The organism is Streptomyces sp. NPDC050988 (genome assembly GCF_044456225.1).
Classification (GTDB): domain Bacteria; phylum Actinomycetota; class Actinomycetes; order Streptomycetales; family Streptomycetaceae; genus Streptomyces.
The window spans coordinates 62,123-81,113 of record NZ_JBITFQ010000022.1; the positions used below are offsets into that span (position 1 = coordinate 62,123).

General features: G+C 70.3%; 14 protein-coding genes. 12 read left to right on the forward strand and 2 right to left on the reverse strand.

What is annotated here, in order from left to right; translation table 11 throughout:
* Positions 1-20 precede the first annotated feature (20 nt).
* Positions 21-992: a 2-dehydropantoate 2-reductase gene (locus ACIBEI_RS34260; protein ID WP_398894197.1), complete on the reverse strand. Its 972-nt coding sequence runs from the start codon at positions 990-992 to the stop codon at positions 21-23.
* A 363-nt stretch (positions 993-1,355) separates the two neighbouring features.
* On the opposite strand from ACIBEI_RS34260, the gene ACIBEI_RS34265 reads away from it, so the two are divergent.
* The 3 genes from ACIBEI_RS34265 to ACIBEI_RS34275 all read left to right on the forward strand — a co-directional run bounded on the left by ACIBEI_RS34265 (position 1,356) and on the right by ACIBEI_RS34275 (position 4,746).
* Positions 1,356-2,687, forward strand: a complete 1,332-nt coding sequence (locus tag ACIBEI_RS34265; RefSeq protein ID WP_398894198.1) for an OFA family MFS transporter — start codon at positions 1,356-1,358, stop codon at positions 2,685-2,687.
* A gap of 254 nt (positions 2,688-2,941) precedes the next feature.
* Positions 2,942-3,880: a beta-ketoacyl-ACP synthase III gene (locus ACIBEI_RS34270; RefSeq protein ID WP_189840978.1), complete on the forward strand. Its 939-nt coding sequence runs from the start codon at positions 2,942-2,944 to the stop codon at positions 3,878-3,880.
* 188 nt (positions 3,881-4,068) lie between these two features.
* Positions 4,069-4,746, forward strand: a complete 678-nt coding sequence (locus ACIBEI_RS34275) for a GntR family transcriptional regulator (RefSeq protein ID WP_055616771.1) — start codon at positions 4,069-4,071, stop codon at positions 4,744-4,746.
* A 102-nt stretch (positions 4,747-4,848) separates the two neighbouring features.
* Here the strand turns inward: ACIBEI_RS34275 and ACIBEI_RS34280 are convergent, their stop codons facing one another.
* Positions 4,849-5,673 (reverse strand): NAD(P)H-binding protein, encoded by an 825-nt coding sequence (locus ACIBEI_RS34280; RefSeq protein ID WP_398894201.1) that lies wholly within the window; start codon positions 5,671-5,673, stop codon positions 4,849-4,851.
* A 228-nt stretch (positions 5,674-5,901) separates the two neighbouring features.
* Between ACIBEI_RS34280 and ACIBEI_RS34285 the strand changes: the two genes are divergently transcribed.
* The 9 genes from ACIBEI_RS34285 to ACIBEI_RS34325 all read left to right on the forward strand — a co-directional run bounded on the left by ACIBEI_RS34285 (position 5,902) and on the right by ACIBEI_RS34325 (position 18,904).
* Entirely contained in the window at positions 5,902-7,083 is a 1,182-nt protein-coding gene (locus ACIBEI_RS34285) for an ROK family transcriptional regulator (protein WP_266507014.1), read from the forward strand.
* Between the two features lie 251 nt (positions 7,084-7,334).
* A complete protein-coding gene (locus tag ACIBEI_RS34290; RefSeq protein ID WP_398894203.1) occupies positions 7,335-8,852 on the forward strand; it encodes a sugar ABC transporter ATP-binding protein in 1,518 nt (505 codons plus the stop codon).
* A complete protein-coding gene (locus tag ACIBEI_RS34295) occupies positions 8,849-9,868 on the forward strand; it encodes an ABC transporter permease (protein WP_398894205.1) in 1,020 nt (339 codons plus the stop codon). The genes ACIBEI_RS34290 and ACIBEI_RS34295 overlap by 4 nt, the downstream gene beginning before the upstream one ends.
* Before the next feature lie 17 nt (positions 9,869-9,885).
* Positions 9,886-10,923: a substrate-binding domain-containing protein gene (locus tag ACIBEI_RS34300; RefSeq protein WP_383944889.1), complete on the forward strand. Its 1,038-nt coding sequence runs from the start codon at positions 9,886-9,888 to the stop codon at positions 10,921-10,923.
* A 158-nt stretch (positions 10,924-11,081) separates the two neighbouring features.
* Positions 11,082-12,302, forward strand: a complete 1,221-nt coding sequence (locus ACIBEI_RS34305) for a Gfo/Idh/MocA family protein (RefSeq protein WP_398894206.1) — start codon at positions 11,082-11,084, stop codon at positions 12,300-12,302.
* 129 nt (positions 12,303-12,431) lie between these two features.
* A complete protein-coding gene (locus ACIBEI_RS34310) occupies positions 12,432-13,436 on the forward strand; it encodes a sugar phosphate isomerase/epimerase family protein (protein WP_398894207.1) in 1,005 nt (334 codons plus the stop codon).
* A gap of 91 nt (positions 13,437-13,527) precedes the next feature.
* Complete coding sequence (locus ACIBEI_RS34315) at positions 13,528-16,047, forward strand: PQQ-dependent sugar dehydrogenase (protein ID WP_398894208.1); 2,520 nt, start codon at positions 13,528-13,530, stop codon at positions 16,045-16,047.
* A gap of 12 nt (positions 16,048-16,059) precedes the next feature.
* A complete protein-coding gene (locus ACIBEI_RS34320) occupies positions 16,060-17,466 on the forward strand; it encodes a ThuA domain-containing protein (protein WP_398894210.1) in 1,407 nt (468 codons plus the stop codon).
* Positions 17,467-17,650: 184 nt separating this feature from the next.
* Entirely contained in the window at positions 17,651-18,904 is a 1,254-nt protein-coding gene (locus ACIBEI_RS34325; protein ID WP_398894211.1) for an inositol-3-phosphate synthase, read from the forward strand.
* The last annotated feature ends 87 nt before the right edge of the window (positions 18,905-18,991 follow it).

The following is an 18,991-nucleotide window of genomic DNA, read 5'->3' on the forward strand; positions in this document are numbered from 1 at the left end:
GGGTCCTCATGCGGCGGTCCTCATGCGGCTGTCCTCAGGGCGAGGAGGTCCGAGATGGCGTGGACGGTACGGAGCGTGGGCACCGGGACGTCGGTGATCTCCGCGAGTTCGACGACGGCGGCGAGCAGCACGTCGAGTTCGAGCGGTTTGCCGCGCTCCAGGTCCTGGAGCGTCGAGGTGCGGTGGTCGCCGACGCGCTCCGCGCCGGCCAGCCGCCGTTCGATGGAGACGCCCACCTCGCAGCCGAGCGCCTCGGCGACCGCGAGCGTCTCGGTCATCATGATCTCGATGACCCGGCGCGTACCGCCGTGCAGGCACATCTGCCGCATGGTCGCGCGGGCCAGGGCGCTGATGGGGTTGAAGGAGATATTGCCGAGCAGCTTGAGCCAGATGTCGTTGCGCAGGTCCGGCTCGACGGGGCACTTGAGTCCGCCCGCGACCATGGCCTCGCTGAACGCCGCACAGCGCCTCGAGACCGAGCGGTCGGGCTCCCCGATGGAGAACCGGGTGCCTTCCAAGTGGCGGACGACGCCCGGTCCTTCCAGCTCGGTCGCCGCGTAGACGACGCAGCCGACGGCCCGTTCGGGCGCGATCACCGCACTGACCGCGCCGCCCGGGTCCACGCTCTCGACCCGGTGGCCGTCGTGCGGGCCGCCGTGCCGGTGGAAGTACCACCAGGGGATGCCGTTCTGAGCGGCGATCACCGCTGTCGTGTCGTTCAGGAGTGGCTCGATCAGCGGCCCGCACGCCGCGTACGAGTTGGCCTTCAGGCCCAGGAAGACGAAGTCGACCGGGCCGACCTCGGCCGGGTCGTCGGTGGCGTGCGTCCGCGCGGTGAAGTCGCCGCGCGGGCTGAGCACTCGCACTCCGTGCTGCCTCATGGCCGCGAGATGCGGTCCACGGGCGATGAGGTGCACATCGGCACCCGCGCGATGCAGCGCGGCACCGACGTAGGCGCCGATAGCACCGGCGCCGAGAACTGCCACTTTCACGGGAGGGGCTCCGTTCGGTCGAGGGTACCGAGGAGACGCTGAACAGCGTTGAACCATGTCGACTGAATATTGTCTACAGTATGGGAGTTGGGGCAGCAAGGGTTCGCGCAGCACCTGCGACAGGCTTCGGGGATCCACCAGGTATCGCCGGACACGGCTCAGGAGTTCGCAGAGCGTCGCGCCCCGAACACCCTTGGTGGAGCAGTCGAGTTCGGCCACGTCCCGATGAGCGCAGCGCCCGAATGCCGTTCGTCGGACCGAACCGACCGTTCGTCGCGCACCGCATACCGTTCACCGCACACGGGATACGCGTTCGTGTGGCCGTCTTCCCAACCGGCCGACCGGTTCCTATCGTCCGGGATCATGAGTCCCCCTGTAGCCCCACCGGGCTGGAGCCGCTGGCTGGTCCCGCCCGCGGCCCTGTCGGTCCACCTCTCCATCGGACAGGCCTATGCCTGGTCCGTGTTCAAGCCGTCCCTGGAGTCCGCGCTCGACCTCAGCGGCACCCAGAGCGCCCTGCCCTTCCAGCTCGGCATCGTGATGCTCGGCCTGTCCGCCGCGTTCGGCGGCACACTCGTCGAGCGCAACGGCCCGCGCTGGGCGATGACGGTCGCCCTGATCTGCTTCTCATCGGGCTTCCTGCTCTCCGCGCTCGGCGCCGCCACCGAGCAGTACTGGCTGATCGTCTTCGGCTACGGATTCGTCGGCGGCATCGGCCTGGGCATCGGCTACATCTCGCCCGTCTCCACGCTCATCAAGTGGTTCCCGGACAGGCCGGGCATGGCCACCGGCATCGCCATCATGGGCTTCGGTGGCGGCGCGCTCATCGCCTCGCCGTGGTCCGCGCAGATGCTGGAGTCCTTCGGTTCCGACAGCTCCGGCATCGCCCAGGCATTCCTCGTGCACGGACTGACGTACGCCTTGTTCATGTCCCTCGGCGTGTTCCTGGTCCGCGTGCCGCGCCCCACGAAGACCGCGGCCGACGGCGCTCCGGCGCCACTCGAAGGCGTACAGGTCTCCGCGAACAGCGCCATCCGCACGCCGCAGTTCTGGTGCCTGTGGGTGGTGCTCTGCATGAACGTGACCGCGGGCATCGGCATCCTGGAGAAGGCCGCCCCGATGATCACGGACTTCTTCTCGGACACCTCCACACCCGTCTCGGTGTCGGCGGCGGCCGGGTTCGTCGCGTTGCTCTCGGCGGCGAACATGGCGGGCCGTATCGGCTGGTCGTCGACGTCCGACCTGATCGGGCGCAAGAACATCTACCGCGTCTACCTGGGCGTCGGCGCGCTGATGTACGCCCTCATCGCCTGGGTCGGAGACTCCTCGAAGCCGCTGTTCATCTGCTGCGCCCTGGTGATCCTCTCCTTCTACGGAGGCGGCTTCGCGACCATCCCCGCCTATCTCAAGGACCTCTTCGGGACCTACCAGGTCGGCGCGATCCACGGGCGGCTGCTCACCGCCTGGTCGACCGCCGGAGTCCTCGGACCGCTGATCGTCAACTGGATCGCGGACCGCCAGGAGGAGGCCGGCAAATCCGGAGCGTCCCTCTACGGAGTGTCACTGATCATCATGATCGGGCTGCTCGTGATCGGCTTCGTCGCCAACGAACTGGTCCGCCCGGTCAACGCCCGCCATCACATCCCCGCCCAGAGGGAGGCCTCCGATGTCCACGAGCGACAGCAGTCCGCCTGAGGGCGCCACACCCGACCGCCGCCCACTGATCGCCTTCGCCTGGCTCTGGGTGGGGGCGCCGCTGGCCTATGGTCTGTACGAGCTGGTGCAGAAGGCCACCCAATTGTTCACAGGGTAGGTGTTCGGGTGTCCGAGGGCCTGACAGAAGCCGACAAGGGTGGCACACCAATCCTGTGGCATCACGTGCCCTCGTACCCGTGAGTACCTGATCAGACTGGTGAGTCCCGTTACCCAGGCAACAAAGGGGACCGCCCATGAACGGCTCGCGCATCGCCGCTGTCGGCCACTACCAGCCCGCCAGGATCCTCACCAACGAGGACCTGGCGGAACTGGTCGACACCAGCGACGAGTGGATCACGAGCCGGGTGGGCATCCGTACGCGGCACATCGCGGGCCCCGACGAACCGGTCGACGAGCTGGCCGCGCACGCGGCGGCCAAGGCCCTGGCGGCCGCCGGCCTCGCCCCCGACGACATCGACTTCGTCCTGGTGGCCACCTCCACCGCCGTCGACAAGTCGCCGAACATGGCCGCCCGGGTCGCCGCCCGCCTCGGCATCCCGTCGCCCGCCGCCATGGACGTCAACGTCGTCTGTGCGGGCTTCACGCATGCCCTGGCCACCGCCGACCACGCCGTCCGCGCGGGTGCCGCGACCCGGGTGCTGGTCATCGGCGCCGACAAGATGTCCGACGTGGCCGACTGGACGGACCGTACGACCTGTGTGCTTGTCGGGGACGGGGCGGGGGCCGCCGTCGTCGAGGCCGCCGAGGAGCCCGCCATCGGGCCCGTGCTCTGGGGCTCGGTGCCCGAGATGGGACACGCGGTACGCATCGAGGGCACCCCCTCGCGGTTCGCGCAGGAGGGCCAGAGCGTCTACCGCTGGGCGACCACCAAGCTCCCGTCCCTCGCGCGCGCGGCCTGCGAGCGCGCCGGCCTGACCCCCGAGGAACTCGCCGCGGTCGTGCTGCACCAGGCCAACCTGCGGATCATCGAGCCCCTCGCCGCGAAGATCGGTGCCGTGAACGCGGTCGTGGCACGCGATGTCACCGAGTCGGGCAACACCTCCGCCGCCAGCATCCCGATCGCGCTGTCCAAGCTCGTCGAACGCGGCGAGATCTCCACCGGCGACCCGGTCCTGCTCTTCGGCTTCGGCGGCAACCTCTCGTACGCGGGACAGGTCATCCGCTGCCCGTGACGTGCGCGTATGCCGTCGAGCGAGCCCCTCGCGACGGGCGTGTGACGAGGCCAACTCCCCTCCGGCCTGGCCATTGTGCGCCGTAGACTGTAGACGAAAGACAATTGATACTGGCTTCGAGGCTGTCGTGCTGCTGTGCTGTCGTGCTGCCGGCGCGCACGCCGCCACTGCCCAGGAGGGGGACCGCGATGTTGTCGACCGGACTGCCGCAGGGGTCGGTGCCCAAGCTCGAACGGCCGGGACCGCTCCGGGACCGTGTCTACGAAGCGCTGCTAGAACTGATCACGACACGTGCCCTGCAGCCCGGCCAGCATCTGGTCGAGAGCGAGTTGGCGGGGCACCTCGGGGTCTCCCGGCAGCCCGTGCGCGAGGCGCTGCAGCGGCTGAACACCGAGGGATGGGTCGATCTGCGGCCCGCCCAGGGCGCTTTCGTGCACGAACCGACGGAGGCCGAGGCCGACCAACTCCTCACGGTACGCACGCTGTTGGAGGCCGAGGCCGCCCGGCTGGCGGCGGCCAACACGGGCACGGCCGGAATCGCCGCTCTTGAGGAGCTGTGCGCCCAGGGCGAGGAGGCGGTCGGCGCCGACGACGTGGACGGGGCGGTCGCGATGAACGCCCGTTTCCACGCGAAGGTCATGGAGCTCGCCGGCAACACGGTCCTCGCCGAACTGGCCGCCCAGGTCGACCGGCGGGTCCGCTGGTACTACACGCCGGTCGCCCGGCAGCGCGGCCACCAGTCCTGGATCGAGCACCGCGACCTGATCGCCGCGATCGCCGCCCGCGACGAGCAGCGGGCGACCGAGGTCATGCGTGCCCACACGGAGCACACCCGCCGGACTTATCACGCCCGCCCTCGCGACTGAGTGCCCACTGCAGGTGAGCTTGCGCAGCCGCGGGTCCGTTGTGGCTGGGCGCGCAGTTCCCCGCGCCCCTTAAGGGGCTCCCCGTTTCGGAGGTAGGGGGCGTCAGAAGGCGTTCGCGTGTTCCGTTGCCCACTCGCGGAACGTGCGTGGTGGGCGGCCCGTGACCTCCTCGACCGTGGGCAGGACCTGGGACTCGTCCAGGATCCCGTCGGCGAAGAAGCGGAGGAACGCCTCGGCGTACGGGGCCGGGAAGGCGGCCCCCAGTGCCTCGCGGGCCTCCTCGTCCGAGAGGCCGACGGTACGCAGTTCGCGGCCCAGCACCTCACCGAGGACGGCGATCCTGTCGGCGGGCAGCAGTGACTGAGGGCCCGTCAGGGTGTAGACGTGGCCCGCGTGTTCGGGCGAGAGGAGGGCCCGGGCGGCGACCTCGGCTATGTCGTACGGATCGATGTCCGCCGTGCGGACGCCGGGGAACGGCACACGCACCTCGTCGCCCTTGCGTATCTGGTCCGCGAGCGATACCGCGTTGGACATGAAGCTCACGGGACGCAGGAAGGTCCAGGCGAGTCCGGACTTGCGCACCCCGTCCTCCGACGCCCGCATATAGCGGGTCACCGCGTTTCCGTCGTCGATCGCCGCCGACTTTCCGGAGAGCATCACGACCCGCTCGACACCCGCGGCCCGCGCGTCGGCGAGGACGGCCCGCTGGCCCTCGTACCCGGGCATCAGGAACAGGGCCCGCACCCCGTCGAGCGCCTCCCGCACGGTCTCCGGGCGGTTGAGATCGCCGGCCACCCCCTCGGCACCCTGCGGCAGTCCGGCCCCCTCGCCCGAACGGGTCATCGCCCGCACCGGCTCACCCGCGGCGGTCACCGCGCGCACCACACCGGCGCCGACGTTCCCCGTGGCACCCGTCACCAGGATCATGGGTCCCCCCTCTCCCGCCCCGGGCCACGGCAGCCCGGAGCACAGGGTGCCCATCCTGCTGTGTCGTTCCGCGCGTGGCCACCGCCCCAACTCGCTTTGTCCTCTGAGTGGAAGAAGTGGTCAGTAATTCGTGCGCAACTTCTTCCCAGCTCGGGCAGCCGCTGCTACGTTCCACTCGAAAGCCAACGACGGCGGTGCCGATGAGGCGGGGAGGGGCTCGTGAGACGCATGACGGCGCGACCCGGAAACGCCCACCAGGCGCGGCTGCTCAGGCTGCTGCGTGACGGGGGTCCCAACTCGCGGGCCCAGCTGGGCGATCAGGTGGACCTCTCACGGTCCAAACTGGCCGTCGAGGTCGAACGGCTGCTGGAAACGGGCCTCGTGGTGGCCGACGGACTCGCCGCCTCGCGCGGCGGCCGCCGCTCCCACAACATCCGGCTCGCTCCCGCGCTGCGCTTCCTCGGGGTCGACATCGGCGCCACCTCGGTCGATGTCGCCGTCACCAACGCGGAGCTGGAGGTGCTGGGGCACATCAACCAGCCCATGGACGTACGCGAGGGCCCGGTCGCGGTCTTCGAGCAAGTCCTGTCCATGGCAGCGAAGTTGAGGGCCTCGGGGCTCGCGGAGGGGTTCGACGGCGCCGGCATCGGCGTACCCGGTCCGGTCCGTTTCCCCGAGGGTGTTCCGGTCGCCCCGCCGATCATGCCGGGCTGGGACGGGTTCCCGGTCCGCGAGGCGCTGAGTCAGGACCTCGGCTGCCCCGTCATGGTCGACAACGACGTGAACCTGATGGCGATGGGGGAGCAGCACGCGGGCGTGGCCCGTTCCGTGGGCGACTTCCTCTGCGTCAAGATCGGTACCGGTATCGGCTGCGGGATCGTCGTCGGCGGTGAGGTCTACCGCGGTACGACGGGCAGCGCGGGCGACATCGGCCACATCCAGGCCGTGCCGGACGGCCGCCCGTGCGCGTGCGGCAACCGGGGCTGCCTGGAGGCCCACTTCAGTGGCGCCGCGCTCGCCCGCGACGCCACGGAGGCCGCCCAGCAGGGGCATTCCCAGGAACTTGCGGCACGGCTGGCGGCGGCGGGCGCCCTGAGCGCCGTCGACGTCGCCGCCGCGGCCGCCGCGGGCGACGCCACCGCGCTCGATCTGATCCGCGAGGGCGGCAACCGCACCGGCCAGGTCATCGCCGGACTCGTCAGCTTCTTCAATCCGGGCCTGGTGGTGATCGGCGGCGGGGTGACCGGACTCGGCCACACCCTGCTCGCCGCGATCCGTACCCAGGTCTACCGCCAGTCGCTGCCCCTGGCGACCGGCAACCTGCCCATTGTCCTGGGGGAGTTGGGCCCCACCGCCGGCGTCATCGGCGCGGCCCGGCTCATCAGCGACCACCTCTTCTCACCCGCGTAACGCCTGCTTCCAGAGCCGCAAAACAGCGTCACTTCTCCACGAGTCGCACGAGCGCCCCATCTCCACGAGTCGCACGAGCGCCACATCTCCGAGCCGCAAGAGCGCAACTTTCTCCCGAGCCGCAAGAGCAGCGCCTCTTCCCGAGGCGCTCCCGCACCACGCCTCACATCACCTCATAGCACACACCCTGCTTCGCCCTGCCCTCACTCCGCCCTGCCCTGAGACCGGCCCGCACGCCGAGGGGAACCGTCATGGCTCCAGAACCACCCCTGCTCACCATGTCCGGCATCACCAAGTCGTTCCCCGGTGTCCGGGCCCTCGACGGCGTCGACCTCGACGTCCAGACCGGCGAAGTGCACTGCCTGCTCGGCCAGAACGGCGCGGGGAAGTCCACGCTCATCAAGGTCCTGGCAGGCGCCCACCAGCCGGACGACGGCACGATCACCTGGCGCGGCGAACAGGTCATCCTGCGTTCGCCCATCGCCGCCATGCGCCTCGGCATCGCCACCATCTACCAGGAACTCGACCTGGTGGAGCACCTGTCGGTGGCCGAGAACGTCTACCTCGGCCATGAACCGACGACCGCCGGCTTCGTCGTACGCGGCAAGGACGCCAAAGCCTCAACTGGCGCTCTACTCAAGCGACTTGGGCATTCCGAGATCGATCCCGCGCGGCTCGTCGGTGACCTGTCCGCCGCCCAGCAGCAGATCGTCTCCATGGCCCGGGCGCTCTCCCACGACGTACGCCTCATCGTCATGGACGAACCGTCCGCGGCCCTGGACCCCGACGAGGTCGACAACCTCTTCCGCATCGTCGGCGACCTGACCGCGGAGGGCGTCGCCGTCGTCTACATCTCCCACCGGCTGGAGGAGATCCGCCGCATCGGCGACCGGGTCACGGTCCTGAAGGACGGCCGGGCGGTGGCCGGCGGACTGCCCGCAAAGTCCACGCCGACCCGCGAGGTCGTCGCGCTGATGACCGGGCGCAACGTCGAGTACGTCTTCCCGGAGCGGCCCACGCACCAGGCGCTGCCCGACCCGGTGCTGGAGGTCCAAGGCCTCGCCCGGGACGGTGAGTTCGCCTCGCTCGACCTCACCCTGCGCCCCGGCGAGATCGTCGGCCTCGCGGGACTCGTCGGCTCCGGCCGCTCCGAGATCCTGGAGACCATCTACGGCGCCCGCAAGCCCAGCACGGGTCAAGTCCTCGTCGACGGCAAGCGGTTGAAGCCTGGCAGCGTACGCGCCGCCGTCCGCGCCGGACTTGGCCTCGCCCCCGAAGAGCGCAAGGCACAGGCCCTGCTGATGCTGGAGTCCGTCACCCGGAACGTCTCGGTGTCCTCCATGTCCCGCTTCTCGTACGGGGGTTGGCTCGACCGGAGTGCCGAGCGGAACGCGGCGCAGAAGGCGACCCGCGAACTGTCACTGCGCCCCGACAATCCGTCCGCCCCTGTGCGCACCCTCTCCGGCGGCAACCAGCAGAAGGCCGTACTGGCCCGCTGGCTGCTGCGCGGCTGCCGGGTGCTGCTGCTCGACGAACCGACCCGCGGCGTCGACGTCGGCGCCCGCGCCGAGCTGTACGCCGTGATCCGCCGCCTCGCCGACGAAGGCCTGGCCGTGCTCCTGGTCTCCAGCGAAGTACCCGAGGTCCTCGGCCTCGCCGACCGCGTCCTGGTGCTCCGCGAGGGCCGGGTCGTGCACACGGCGCCCGCCCGGGAGCTCGACGAACACCGCGTACTCGACCTCGTCATGGAAGGAAGCCCGGCGTCATGACGCAGCCCGTGTCCCCGCCCCGGGACGACACCCCGAAGCTGTCACCACAGGTGGACCCCAGTCCGTGGCGGGCGGTCGTGGCCCGTGCCGACGTCCGCACGCTCTCGCTGCTCGGTGTGCTCGCCGCCCTGATCCTCATCGGGGGCATCACCAAGCCCGACGAGTTCCTCGACACCCGCAACCTCCAACTCGTCCTCACCCAGGCCTCGGTGATCGGTGTCGTCACGGTCGGCATGACCTTCGTCATCATCTCCGGCGGCATCGACCTCTCCGTCGGCGCGATCGTCGCACTCGCCTCGGTATGGGCGACGACCGTCGCAACCCAGGACTACGGCTTCGTCGGAATCTTCTTCACGGCGGTGATCGTCGGCGTCGGCTGCGGCCTCGTCAACGGCGTGCTGATCGCGTACGGCACCATGGTGCCGTTCATCGCGACACTGGCCATGCTCGCCTCGGCCCGCGGCCTCGCCCTCCAGATAACCGACGGCAACACCCAGGTCGTCACCGTCGACGGCATCCTCGACCTCGGTGAGCGCGACTCCTACGTCCTCGGCGTCCCGCCGCTCGTCATGGTGTTCGCGGTCGTGACGATCATCGGCTGGCTCGTGCTCAACCGCACCACCTTCGGCCGCCGCACGGTCGCCGTCGGCGGCAACGCGGAGGCGGCCCGGCTCGCCGGCATCGACGTACGCCGCCAGCGCCTCTACCTCTACCTGCTGTCCGGACTGTGCTGCGGCATCGCCGCCTTCCTGCTGATCATCCTGTCCGGCTCGGGCCAGAACACCAACGGCAACCTGTACGAACTCGACGCCATCGCCGCCGCGATCATCGGCGGCACCCTGCTCACCGGGGGACGCGGCACCATCGTCGGCTCGGTGCTCGGAGTCCTGATCTTCACCACGATCACCAATATTTTCGCCCTGAACAACCTGCAGAGCGACGTCCAGCAGATCGCCAAGGGCGCGATCATCGTCGCCGCCGTGCTCGTCCAGCGCCGTACCGCCAGCACGACCTGAGGAAAGGGTTCACCGCCATGCCAGAGATCACGAGCCGCAGAGGACTGCTCTTCGGCACCGCCGCCGTCTCGGCCGGTGTCCTCCTCGCCGGTTGCACCAGCAACGAATCCGACGACGAGCCGGCCTCCAACGACCAGCCCGCAGCCGACGACAAGCCCGGCAAGCAGGTCACCATCGGCTTCGCCGGCCCGCAGGCCGACCACGGCTGGCTCAACGCGATCAACGACAACGCCAAGAGCCGGGCCAAGAAGTACAAGGACGTGACGCTGGAGATCACGGAGGGCTCCAACGACACCGCCCAGCAGATCGGCCAGATCGAGACGCTGATCAACAAGAAGGTCGACGTCCTGGTGGTGCTGCCCGCCGACGGCAAGGCGCTCACCCAGGTCGGCCTCCAGGCCATGCGCGCGGGCATCCCCGTCGTCAACCTCGACCGGATCTTCAACTCCCCGCAGGCGTACCGCTGCTGGATAGGCGGCGACAACTACGGCATGGGCCTCAACGCCGGCCACTACATCGGCGAGCAGCTCAAGGACAAGAAGGGCGCCCGGGTCATCGAACTCGCGGGGCTCGACAACCTGGAGCTGACGAAGCAGCGCACGCAGGGCTTCGACGCGGCCCTCAAGAACTACCCGAACATCAAGAAGGTCGCCCGTCAGGCCGCCGAGTTCACCGTCGAGTCGGGACAGGCCAAGATGTCCCAGCTGCTGCAGGCCCAGTCGAACTTCGACGCCCTGTGGAACCACGACGACGACCAGGGGGTCGGCGCCCTGCGCGCCATCGAGCAGGCCGGACGCGACGACTTCCTGATGGTCGGCGGCGCGGGCGCCCTGTCCGCCATGCAGGCCATCGAGTCGGACAACAGCGTCCTCAAGGCCACCGTCCTCTACCCGCCCACCATGGCCGCGTCCGCGATCGACCTCGCCCGCGCCCTCGGCCAGAGCAAGGGCATCGGCGGCCTCGCCGAGTTCGAGATCCCGGCGTCCCTGACCCTCTACTCGGCGGTCGTCGACAAGGCCAACGTCAAGCAGTACCTGCCCACAGGCTTCAAGTAGTCCGTGCCCGCGAGGGGCGCCCCATCAGGGGCGGCCCCGTCAGGGGCGCGGGGAACTGCGCGACCAGCCACAACGGACCCGCAGACAACCCACGCACCCCGCGGAGCGCCCCCGCACGACACCCCCCACCGCGCCACCACGAAGAGGAGGACCTCCGCATGGGACAGCCGCAGCAGCCCGACGAGGCACAGGCCGGGGCAGCGGCCGGAAGGCCGCCCCTGGGCGTGGGCATGGTCGGATACGCGTTCATGGGCGCCGCCCACTCACAGGGCTGGCGCACCGTGGGCCGTGTCTTCGACCTGCCACGCCGACCGGTCCTCGCCGCCGTCTGCGGCCGTGACGCGGGAGCCGTACGAGCGGCGGCCGACCGGCTCGGCTGGGCGGCCGCCGAGACCGACTGGCGGGCGCTGATCTCCCGCGAGGACGTCGACGTGGTCGACATCTGCACTCCCGGCGACAGCCACGCCGAGATCGCCGTCGCCGCGCTCGCCGCGGGCAAGCACGTGCTGTGCGAGAAGCCCCTCGCCAACACGGTCGAGGAGGCTGAGGCGATGGCCGAGGCCGCCCAAGCTGCCGCCGAGCGCGGCCAGGTGGCGATGGTCGGCTTCAACTACCGCCGGGTGCCCGCCACTTCACTCGCCCGGAAGATGGTCGCCGAGGGGCGCCTCGGCACCCTGCGGCACATCCGGGTGACATACCTTCAGGACTGGCTGGTGGACAAGGAGTTCCCGCTCACCTGGCGGCTGCGCAAGGAGACGGCGGGCTCGGGAGCGCTCGGCGACCTCGGCGCGCACATCGTCGACCTCGCCCAGTACGTGGCGGGGGAGCCGGTCGTGGGAGTGTCCGCGCTCACCGAGACCTTCGTACGGGAGCGGCCGCTGCTGTCCGGATCCTCCAGCGGCCTCTCGGCAGCCGGGGGCAGCGAACTCGGGGCCGTCACGGTCGACGACGCAGCCCTGTTCACCGGACGGTTCGCCTCGGGCGCCCTCGCGTCCTTCGAGGCCACCCGGTTCGCCACCGGCCGCAAGAACTCCCTGCGCATCGAACTCAACGGCGACAACGGCTCGTTGGCCTTCGACCTGGAACGCCTCAACGAACTCTCGTACCACGACGCGACCGAGCCCGGCACCCACGCCGGCTTCCGCCGCATCCTCGTCACCGAACCCGACCACCCCTATCTGGAGGCCTGGTGGCCGCCGGGCCACGGCCTCGGCTACGAGCACACCTTCACCCACCAGGCCCGCGACCTCGTGCACGCGATCGCGGACGGCGCGCAGCCGCTGCCCTCCTTCGCCGACGGGCTGCAGGTGCAGCGCGTCCTCGCGGCGGTCGAGGAGAGCGCCGAGAAGAACTCCGTCTACACCCCCATCGCGAGCTGAGCGCTCCGCTGGACACGCGGTTCATTTGCCGCGGACCGGCGGGGGCTGGTCGCGCAGTTCCCCGCGCCCCTCATGGGGCGCTGTACCGCACCGGACTTCACCAGTCCCGCTTAGAGGAGGGCCAGTCCCATGCCGCGCAACTTCACGCTGTTCACCGGCCAGTGGGCCGACCTGCCGCTCGAAGAGGTCTGCCGGCTCGCCCGCGACTTCGGCTACGAGGGGCTCGAACTCGCCTGCTGGGGCGACCACTTCGAGGTCGACAAGGCCCTCGCGGACTCCACCTACCTCGACTCGCGCAGGGAACTGCTCGACAAGTACGGCCTCAAGTGCTGGGCCATCTCCAACCACCTGGTCGGCCAGGCCGTCTGCGACGCCATCATCGACGAGCGCCACCAGGCGATCCTGCCCTCCCGTATCTGGGGAGACGGCGAGGCCGAGGGCGTACGGCAGCGGGCGGCGGCCGAGATCGCCGACACCGCGCGCGCCGCGGCGGCCTTCGGCGTCGACACCGTCATCGGCTTCACCGGGTCCGCGATCTGGCACCTGGTCGCCATGTTCCCGCCCGCCCCCGAGTCGATGATCGAGCGCGGCTACGACGACTTCGCCATGCGCTGGAACCCCATCCTCGACGTCTTCGACACCGAGGGCGTGCGGTTCGCGCACGAGGTCCACCCCAGCGAGATCGCGTACGACTACTGGACAACCCAGCGCGCGCTGGAGGCCGTTGACCACCGGCCGGCCTTCGGGCTGAACTTCGACCCCTCGCACTTCGTCTGGCAGGACCTCGACCCGGTCGGCTTCCTGTGGGACTTCCGCGACCGGATCTACCACGTGGACTGCAAGGAGGCCCGCAAGCGCCTCGACGGCCGCAACGGACGGCTCGGCTCCCACCTGCCGTGGGGCGACCCGCGCCGCGGCTGGGACTTCGTGTCCGCGGGCCACGGCGACGTCCCCTGGGAGGACGTGTTCCGGATGCTGCGCTCCATCGACTACAAGGGCCCCATCTCGGTCGAGTGGGAGGACGCGGGCATGGACCGCCTCCAGGGCGCACCCGAGGCACTCACCCGGCTGAAGGCCTACGACTTCGAACCTCCGACGGCGTCCTTCGACGCGGCGTTCGGCGGCAACGACTAGCCACCCCCCTCACAGAGTTCGTTCCGGGGTGACGGCGCACCCCGGCGCATCGCACCCGCATGTACAACCAGCCCCACTCTGGAGGCATTCCGTGCACGGGAACGACCACATAAGCACCACCAGAACCGAGAGCCACAGACGACGCCCGAGACTCCGACTGCGCAAGGCGCTCGCCCTGTTCACCGGAGCGCTCCTCGCGGGTGCCTCGCTCACCCTGGCCGCACCGCCGGCGGGCGCCGCCGTCGCCGACCCGGCCGCCGCGCCGGCCGCGCCCGCGGCCGCCGAGGACTTCCAGCAGGTCACCCTCGCCAAGGGCGAACCCGAGGTCGGCGAGCCCATGTCGCTGGCCGTCCTCCCGGACCGCTCGGTCCTGCACACCTCGCGCGACGGCGAACTGCGGATCACCGACAGCGCCGGCAACACCAGGCTGGCGGGCAAGCTCGCCGTCTACTCGCACGACGAGGAAGGCCTCCAGGGCGTCGGCATCGACCCCGGCTTCGCCGACAACCGCTTCATCTACCTCTACTACGCCCCGCCGCTCGACACCCCGGCGGGCGACGCCCCCGAGACGGGCACCGCGGCCGACTTCGCGCCCTTCGACGGCGTCAACCGGCTCTCGCGCTTCGTCCTGAAGGCCGACGGCACTCTCGACAACGCCAGCGAGAAGAAGATCCTCGACGTCCCGGCGACCCGCGGCATCTGCTGCCACGTGGGCGGGGACATCGACTTCGACGCGGCCGGGAACCTCTACCTGTCGACCGGTGACGACTCCAACCCGTTCCAGTCGGACGGCTACACGCCCATCGACGAGCGCGCCAACCGCAACCCCGTCTTCGACGCGCAGCGCACCTCCGGCAACACCAACGACCTGCGCGGCAAGATCCTGCGCATCAAGGTGAACGCCGACGGTTCGTACACGGTCCCCGACGGCAACCTCTTCGCGCCCGGCACGGACAAGACGAAGCCCGAGATCTACGCGATGGGCTTCCGCAACCCGTTCCGCTTCAGCGTCGACAAGAAGACCGGCATCCTCTACGTCGGCGACTACGGCCCGGACGCCGGTGCCGCCGACCCCGCGCGCGGCCCGGCCGGCCAGGTCGAGTTCGCCCGCGTCACCGAGCCCGGCAATTTCGGCTGGCCGTACTGCACGGGCGACAACGACGCCTACGTGGACTACGACTTCGGCACGGGCGCGTCGGGGGCCTCCTTCGACTGCTCCGCGCCCAAGAACACCTCGCCCAACAACACGGGCCTGACGGATCTGCCCCCGGCCCAGACCGCGTGGATCCCCTACGACGGCGGTTCCGTGCCCGAGTTCGGCAGTGGCTCCGAGTCCCCGATGGGCGGCCCGGTCTACGACTACGACGCCTCGCTCGCCTCCCCGGTCAAGTTCCCGGAGGCGTACGACGGGGACTTCTTCGCCGGCGAGTTCGGCCGACGCTGGATCAAGCGGATCGCGTCGGACGACAGCGGCACCGTGCAGGCCATCAACGACGTGCCGTGGACCGGCACCCAGGTGATGGACATGGCCTTCGGCCCGGACGGAGCGCTGTACGTCCTCGACTACGGCCTCGCGTGGTTCGGCGGCGACGAGAACTCGGCCCTCTACCGGATCGAGAACGCAACCGACGGCCACTCGCCCGTGGCACAGGCGGCGGCCGACCGCACCTCGGGACAGGCGAAGCTGAAGGTCAAGTTCTCCTCGGCCGGCACCACGGACGCCGACGGTGACGCCCTCACGTACAGCTGGGACTTCGGCGACGGCGGCACGTCGACGGCGGCGAACCCCACGTACACGTACAAGAAGAACGGCACCTACACGGCGACGCTGACCGCGAAGGACGCCACCGGCCGGACCGGCAGCGCGAGCGTCCGGGTCGTCGTCGGCAACACCGCGCCGAAGGTGACCCTCCAACTCCCCGAGGACGGACAGCTGTTCAGCTTCGGTGACGCCGTGCCCTTCAAGGTCAGGGTGACCGACCCGGAGGACGGCAGGTCGATCGACTGCGCCAAGGTGAAGGTCAGCTTCGTCCTTGGCCACGACAGCCACGGCCACCCGCTGACCACCGCGAACGGCTGCTCCGGCACGATCCAGACGAGCGCCGACGGCGGCCACGACGAGGACGCGAACATCTTCGGTGTCTTCGACGCGGAGTACACCGACAACGGAGGCGGCGGCCAGGAGGCCCTCACCACGCACGACCAGAACGTCGTCCAGCCCAGGCACCGGCAGGCCGAGCACTACGGCAAGTCGGAGGGCGTCACGATCCAGACGAAGGCCACCGCACACGGCGGAAGGACCGTCGGTGACATCAACAACCGCGACTGGATCTCCTTCGAGCCGTACGTCCTGAGCAACGCCACGAAGATCACGGCCCGCATCTCCTCCGGCGGCACCGGCGGCAAGCTGGAGGTCCGCGCGGGCTCGCCCACCGGCCGCCTGCTCGGCACCGCGACCGTCCCGGTGACCGGCGGCTGGGAGAACTTCCAGGACGTCAGCGCCAATCTGAGGAACGCGCCGCGCGGCACCACCACGCTCTACCTCGTCTTCAAGGGGAGCGGTACCGGAGCCCTGTACGACGTGGACGACTTCACCTTCACAACCCGCTGAGGGAGGTGCGCCATGCGAGCAACTGGCCGAACAGTGACCGCTGTCGTCGGCGCCGCCCTGCTCATCGGGTGCGTGTCGGGGCCGGCGGCGTCGAAGGGATCCTCCTCCGACTCGTCGGCGCCGTCCGGGACTTCCGTGTCGAAGAAGCCCTCGGAGGGTGAGCGGGTCCTGGTGTTCTCCAAGACCGCCGGGTTCCGGCACGACTCGATCCCCGAAGGGGTCGCCGCGGTGAAGAGCCTCGGCGCCGCGAACGGGTTCAGGGTGGACGCCACCGAGGATGCGGGAGCCTTCTCCTCGCGCAACCTCTCCCGGTACGACGCCGTGGTGTTCCTCTCCACCACCGGGGACGTCCTCAACGGGGCCCAACAGCGGGCCTTCGAGGGCTACATCAAGCGCGGCGGCGGTTACGTGGGCATCCACGCGGCCGCCGACACCGAGTACGACTGGGAGTTCTACGGCGGCCTCGCCGGCGCCTACTTCCAGTCGCACCCGGCGATCCAGCCCGCGCGGATCGAGGTCGAGGACCGGGCACACCCGGCCACCTCGCACCTCGGGGAGTCCTGGAACCGTACGGACGAGTGGTACAACTACCGCTCCAATCCCCGGGACCGGGCCCACATCCTGGCCTCGCTCGACGAGTCGTCGTACAGCGGCGGCACGATGAGCGGCGACCATCCGATCGCCTGGTGCCAGGAGTACCGGGGCGGCCGCGCCTTCTACACCGGCAGCGGTCACACCAAGGAGTCGTACGCCGATCCCGCCTTCCGGCAGCATCTGCTGGGCGGTATCCGGTGGGCCGTCGGCGCCGCGGAGGCCGACTGCCGCCCGGAGAAGGGGTATTCACCCCTCTTCGACGGGACCGCCGAGTCGCTGGTGGACTGGAAGCAGGCCGGACCGGGCTCGTTCTCGCTCTCGGACGACGGCACACTCACGTCGTCCGGCGGCCTGGGCATGCTCTGGTACGCGGACCGCGGCCTCGGCTCGTACTCGCTGAAACTCGACTGGAGAATGGCGAGTGCCTCCGGGGACGACAACTCCGGTGTGTTCGTCGGCTTCCCGGCCTCCGACGACCCCTGGTCGGCCGTCAACAACGGCTACGAGGTCCAGATCGACGCGTCCGACGCCCCCGACCGCACCACCGGGGCCGTGTACAGCTTCCAGTCCGCCGACATCGGGAAGCGCGACCGTGCGCTGAACCCGCCGGGGGAGTGGAACACGTACGAGATCCGCGTGGAGGGCGAACGACTCCGCGTCTGGCTCAACGGCGTGAAGATCAACGATTTCACCAACACCGATCCGGCGCGCAGCCTGCGCGACGGTCATGTCGGGATCCAGAACCACGGAGCCGAGGACCAGGTGTCCTTCCGTGACATCCGGATCAAGGAACTGCCGGCGCGATCCGGCGCGCAGGGCGATTGAGCGGCGGCGGGCGGAGGACGCCGGACCTCCGCCCGCCGTCTTGTCCCTTCTTTTCCTGTTCTGTCTGTCCCCTCTGTGGCAGCTGATTTCCCCGGCTGCCGATTTCGGCTCGCGTTTCCAGCTTGCGTCTCCGGCTTGCGTTTCCGTCTTGCGAACGACCTCACGTACGACAAGGAGGCTGCCCATGTCCGCCGAATCCTCCGTCTCCCCGCCGCGGGTGGGAGTGTGGCTGATCGGAGCACGTGGCTCTGTCGCCACCACGGCCGTCACGGGGTGCGCCGCGGTGACCGCGGGGCTGCACCCACCGACGGGCATGGTCACCGAGACCCCCGCGTTCGCCGACTGCGGACTGCCCCCGCTGTCGTCTCTCGTCTTCGGCGGTCACGACACGGTGGACTGCCCCCTGCCCAAGCGGGCGGAGGCGCTCGCGGCCGGGGGCGTGCTGCCGCCCGGACTTCCGGCGGCCGTCACCGCCGAACTCGCCGCCGCCGACCGGGAGATCAGGCTCGGCGGCCCGCTCTCCGGTGAGACGCGCGACGAGGACGAACTGGTCGAGGCCCTGGCCTCCGACATCCGTGACTTCATGAGCCGATGCGGTCTGACCCGTACGGTCGTGGTCAACGTGGCGTCCACGGAGCCGGTGCCCACCGGTACGGAACTCCCGGCCAGCTCCCTGTACGCGGCGGCCGCGCTGCGGGCGGGCTGCCCGTACGTCAACTTCACCCCCTCCATGGGCCTGCACCACCCGGCACTGGCGTCCGCGGCCTCTGCGTCCGGGCTGCCGTACGCGGGCCGGGACGGCAAGACCGGCCAGACCCTGCTGCGGTCGGTCCTCGGCCCGATGTTCGCGCAGCGCGCGCTGGCGGTCCGCGCCTGGTCCGGTACGAACCTGCTGGGCGGCGGTGACGGCGCGGCCCTCGCCGACCCGGGAGCCGCGGCGGCGAAGAACGCGGGCAAGGAACGCGTCCTCGCCGACACCCTCGGCGGGGTTCCCGAGGGCGAGACGCACATCGACGACGTACCGTCCCTCGGCGACTGGAAGACCGCCTGGGACCACATCGCCTTCGACGGCTTCCTCGGCACCCGGATGGTCCTCCAGACCACCTGGCAGGGCTGCGACTCCGCCCTCGCGGCCCCGCTGATCCTCGACCTGGCCCGCCTGGTCGCCCGCGCCCACGAGACCGGCCTGTCCGGCCCCCTGTCCGAACTCGGCTTCTACTTCAAGGACCCGGTGGGGGATGGGCCGGCGGCCCTGGGCGAGCAGTACGCGGAACTGGTGGGGTTCGCGGGGCGGTTGCGCGGGGCCGGGGCGGGAGCGGAGGGTCCGCTGCGGGGCGTTGGGGATCCGCAACTGCCTTCGGGCGAGCGGCCGGGCTCTTCGGGTGAGCGTCGAGGGCTTCCGGCCGAGCGGCGAAGCCTTCCGGGGGAGCGGCGATGAGCGGGAACGGGTGGCCGGTGTCGCAGGACGCGAGCCCGAGCGGGCCGCACGCGAGCCTGAGCCAGCCGCAGGCGAGCCAGGGCCAGC

Excerpts from the sequence above, each read along its gene's own strand:
- ACIBEI_RS34265 (WP_398894198.1), top strand. The coding sequence starts at position 1,356 with ATGAGTCCCCCTGTAGCCCCACCGGGCTGGAGCCGCTGGCTGGTCCCG.
- ACIBEI_RS34270 (WP_189840978.1), top strand. The coding sequence starts at position 2,942 with ATGAACGGCTCGCGCATCGCCGCTGTCGGCCACTACCAGCCCGCCAGG.
- ACIBEI_RS34275 (WP_055616771.1), top strand. The coding sequence starts at position 4,069 with ATGTTGTCGACCGGACTGCCGCAGGGGTCGGTGCCCAAGCTCGAACGG.
- ACIBEI_RS34280 (WP_398894201.1), bottom strand. The coding sequence starts at position 5,673 with ATGATCCTGGTGACGGGTGCCACGGGGAACGTCGGCGCCGGTGTGGTG.
- ACIBEI_RS34285 (WP_266507014.1), top strand. The coding sequence starts at position 5,902 with ATGACGGCGCGACCCGGAAACGCCCACCAGGCGCGGCTGCTCAGGCTG.
- ACIBEI_RS34290 (WP_398894203.1), top strand. The coding sequence starts at position 7,335 with ATGGCTCCAGAACCACCCCTGCTCACCATGTCCGGCATCACCAAGTCG.
- ACIBEI_RS34295 (WP_398894205.1), top strand. The coding sequence starts at position 8,849 with ATGACGCAGCCCGTGTCCCCGCCCCGGGACGACACCCCGAAGCTGTCA.
- ACIBEI_RS34300 (WP_383944889.1), top strand. The coding sequence starts at position 9,886 with ATGCCAGAGATCACGAGCCGCAGAGGACTGCTCTTCGGCACCGCCGCC.
- ACIBEI_RS34305 (WP_398894206.1), top strand. The coding sequence starts at position 11,082 with ATGGGACAGCCGCAGCAGCCCGACGAGGCACAGGCCGGGGCAGCGGCC.
- ACIBEI_RS34310 (WP_398894207.1), top strand. The coding sequence starts at position 12,432 with ATGCCGCGCAACTTCACGCTGTTCACCGGCCAGTGGGCCGACCTGCCG.
- ACIBEI_RS34320 (WP_398894210.1), top strand. The coding sequence starts at position 16,060 with ATGCGAGCAACTGGCCGAACAGTGACCGCTGTCGTCGGCGCCGCCCTG.
- ACIBEI_RS34325 (WP_398894211.1), top strand. The coding sequence starts at position 17,651 with ATGTCCGCCGAATCCTCCGTCTCCCCGCCGCGGGTGGGAGTGTGGCTG.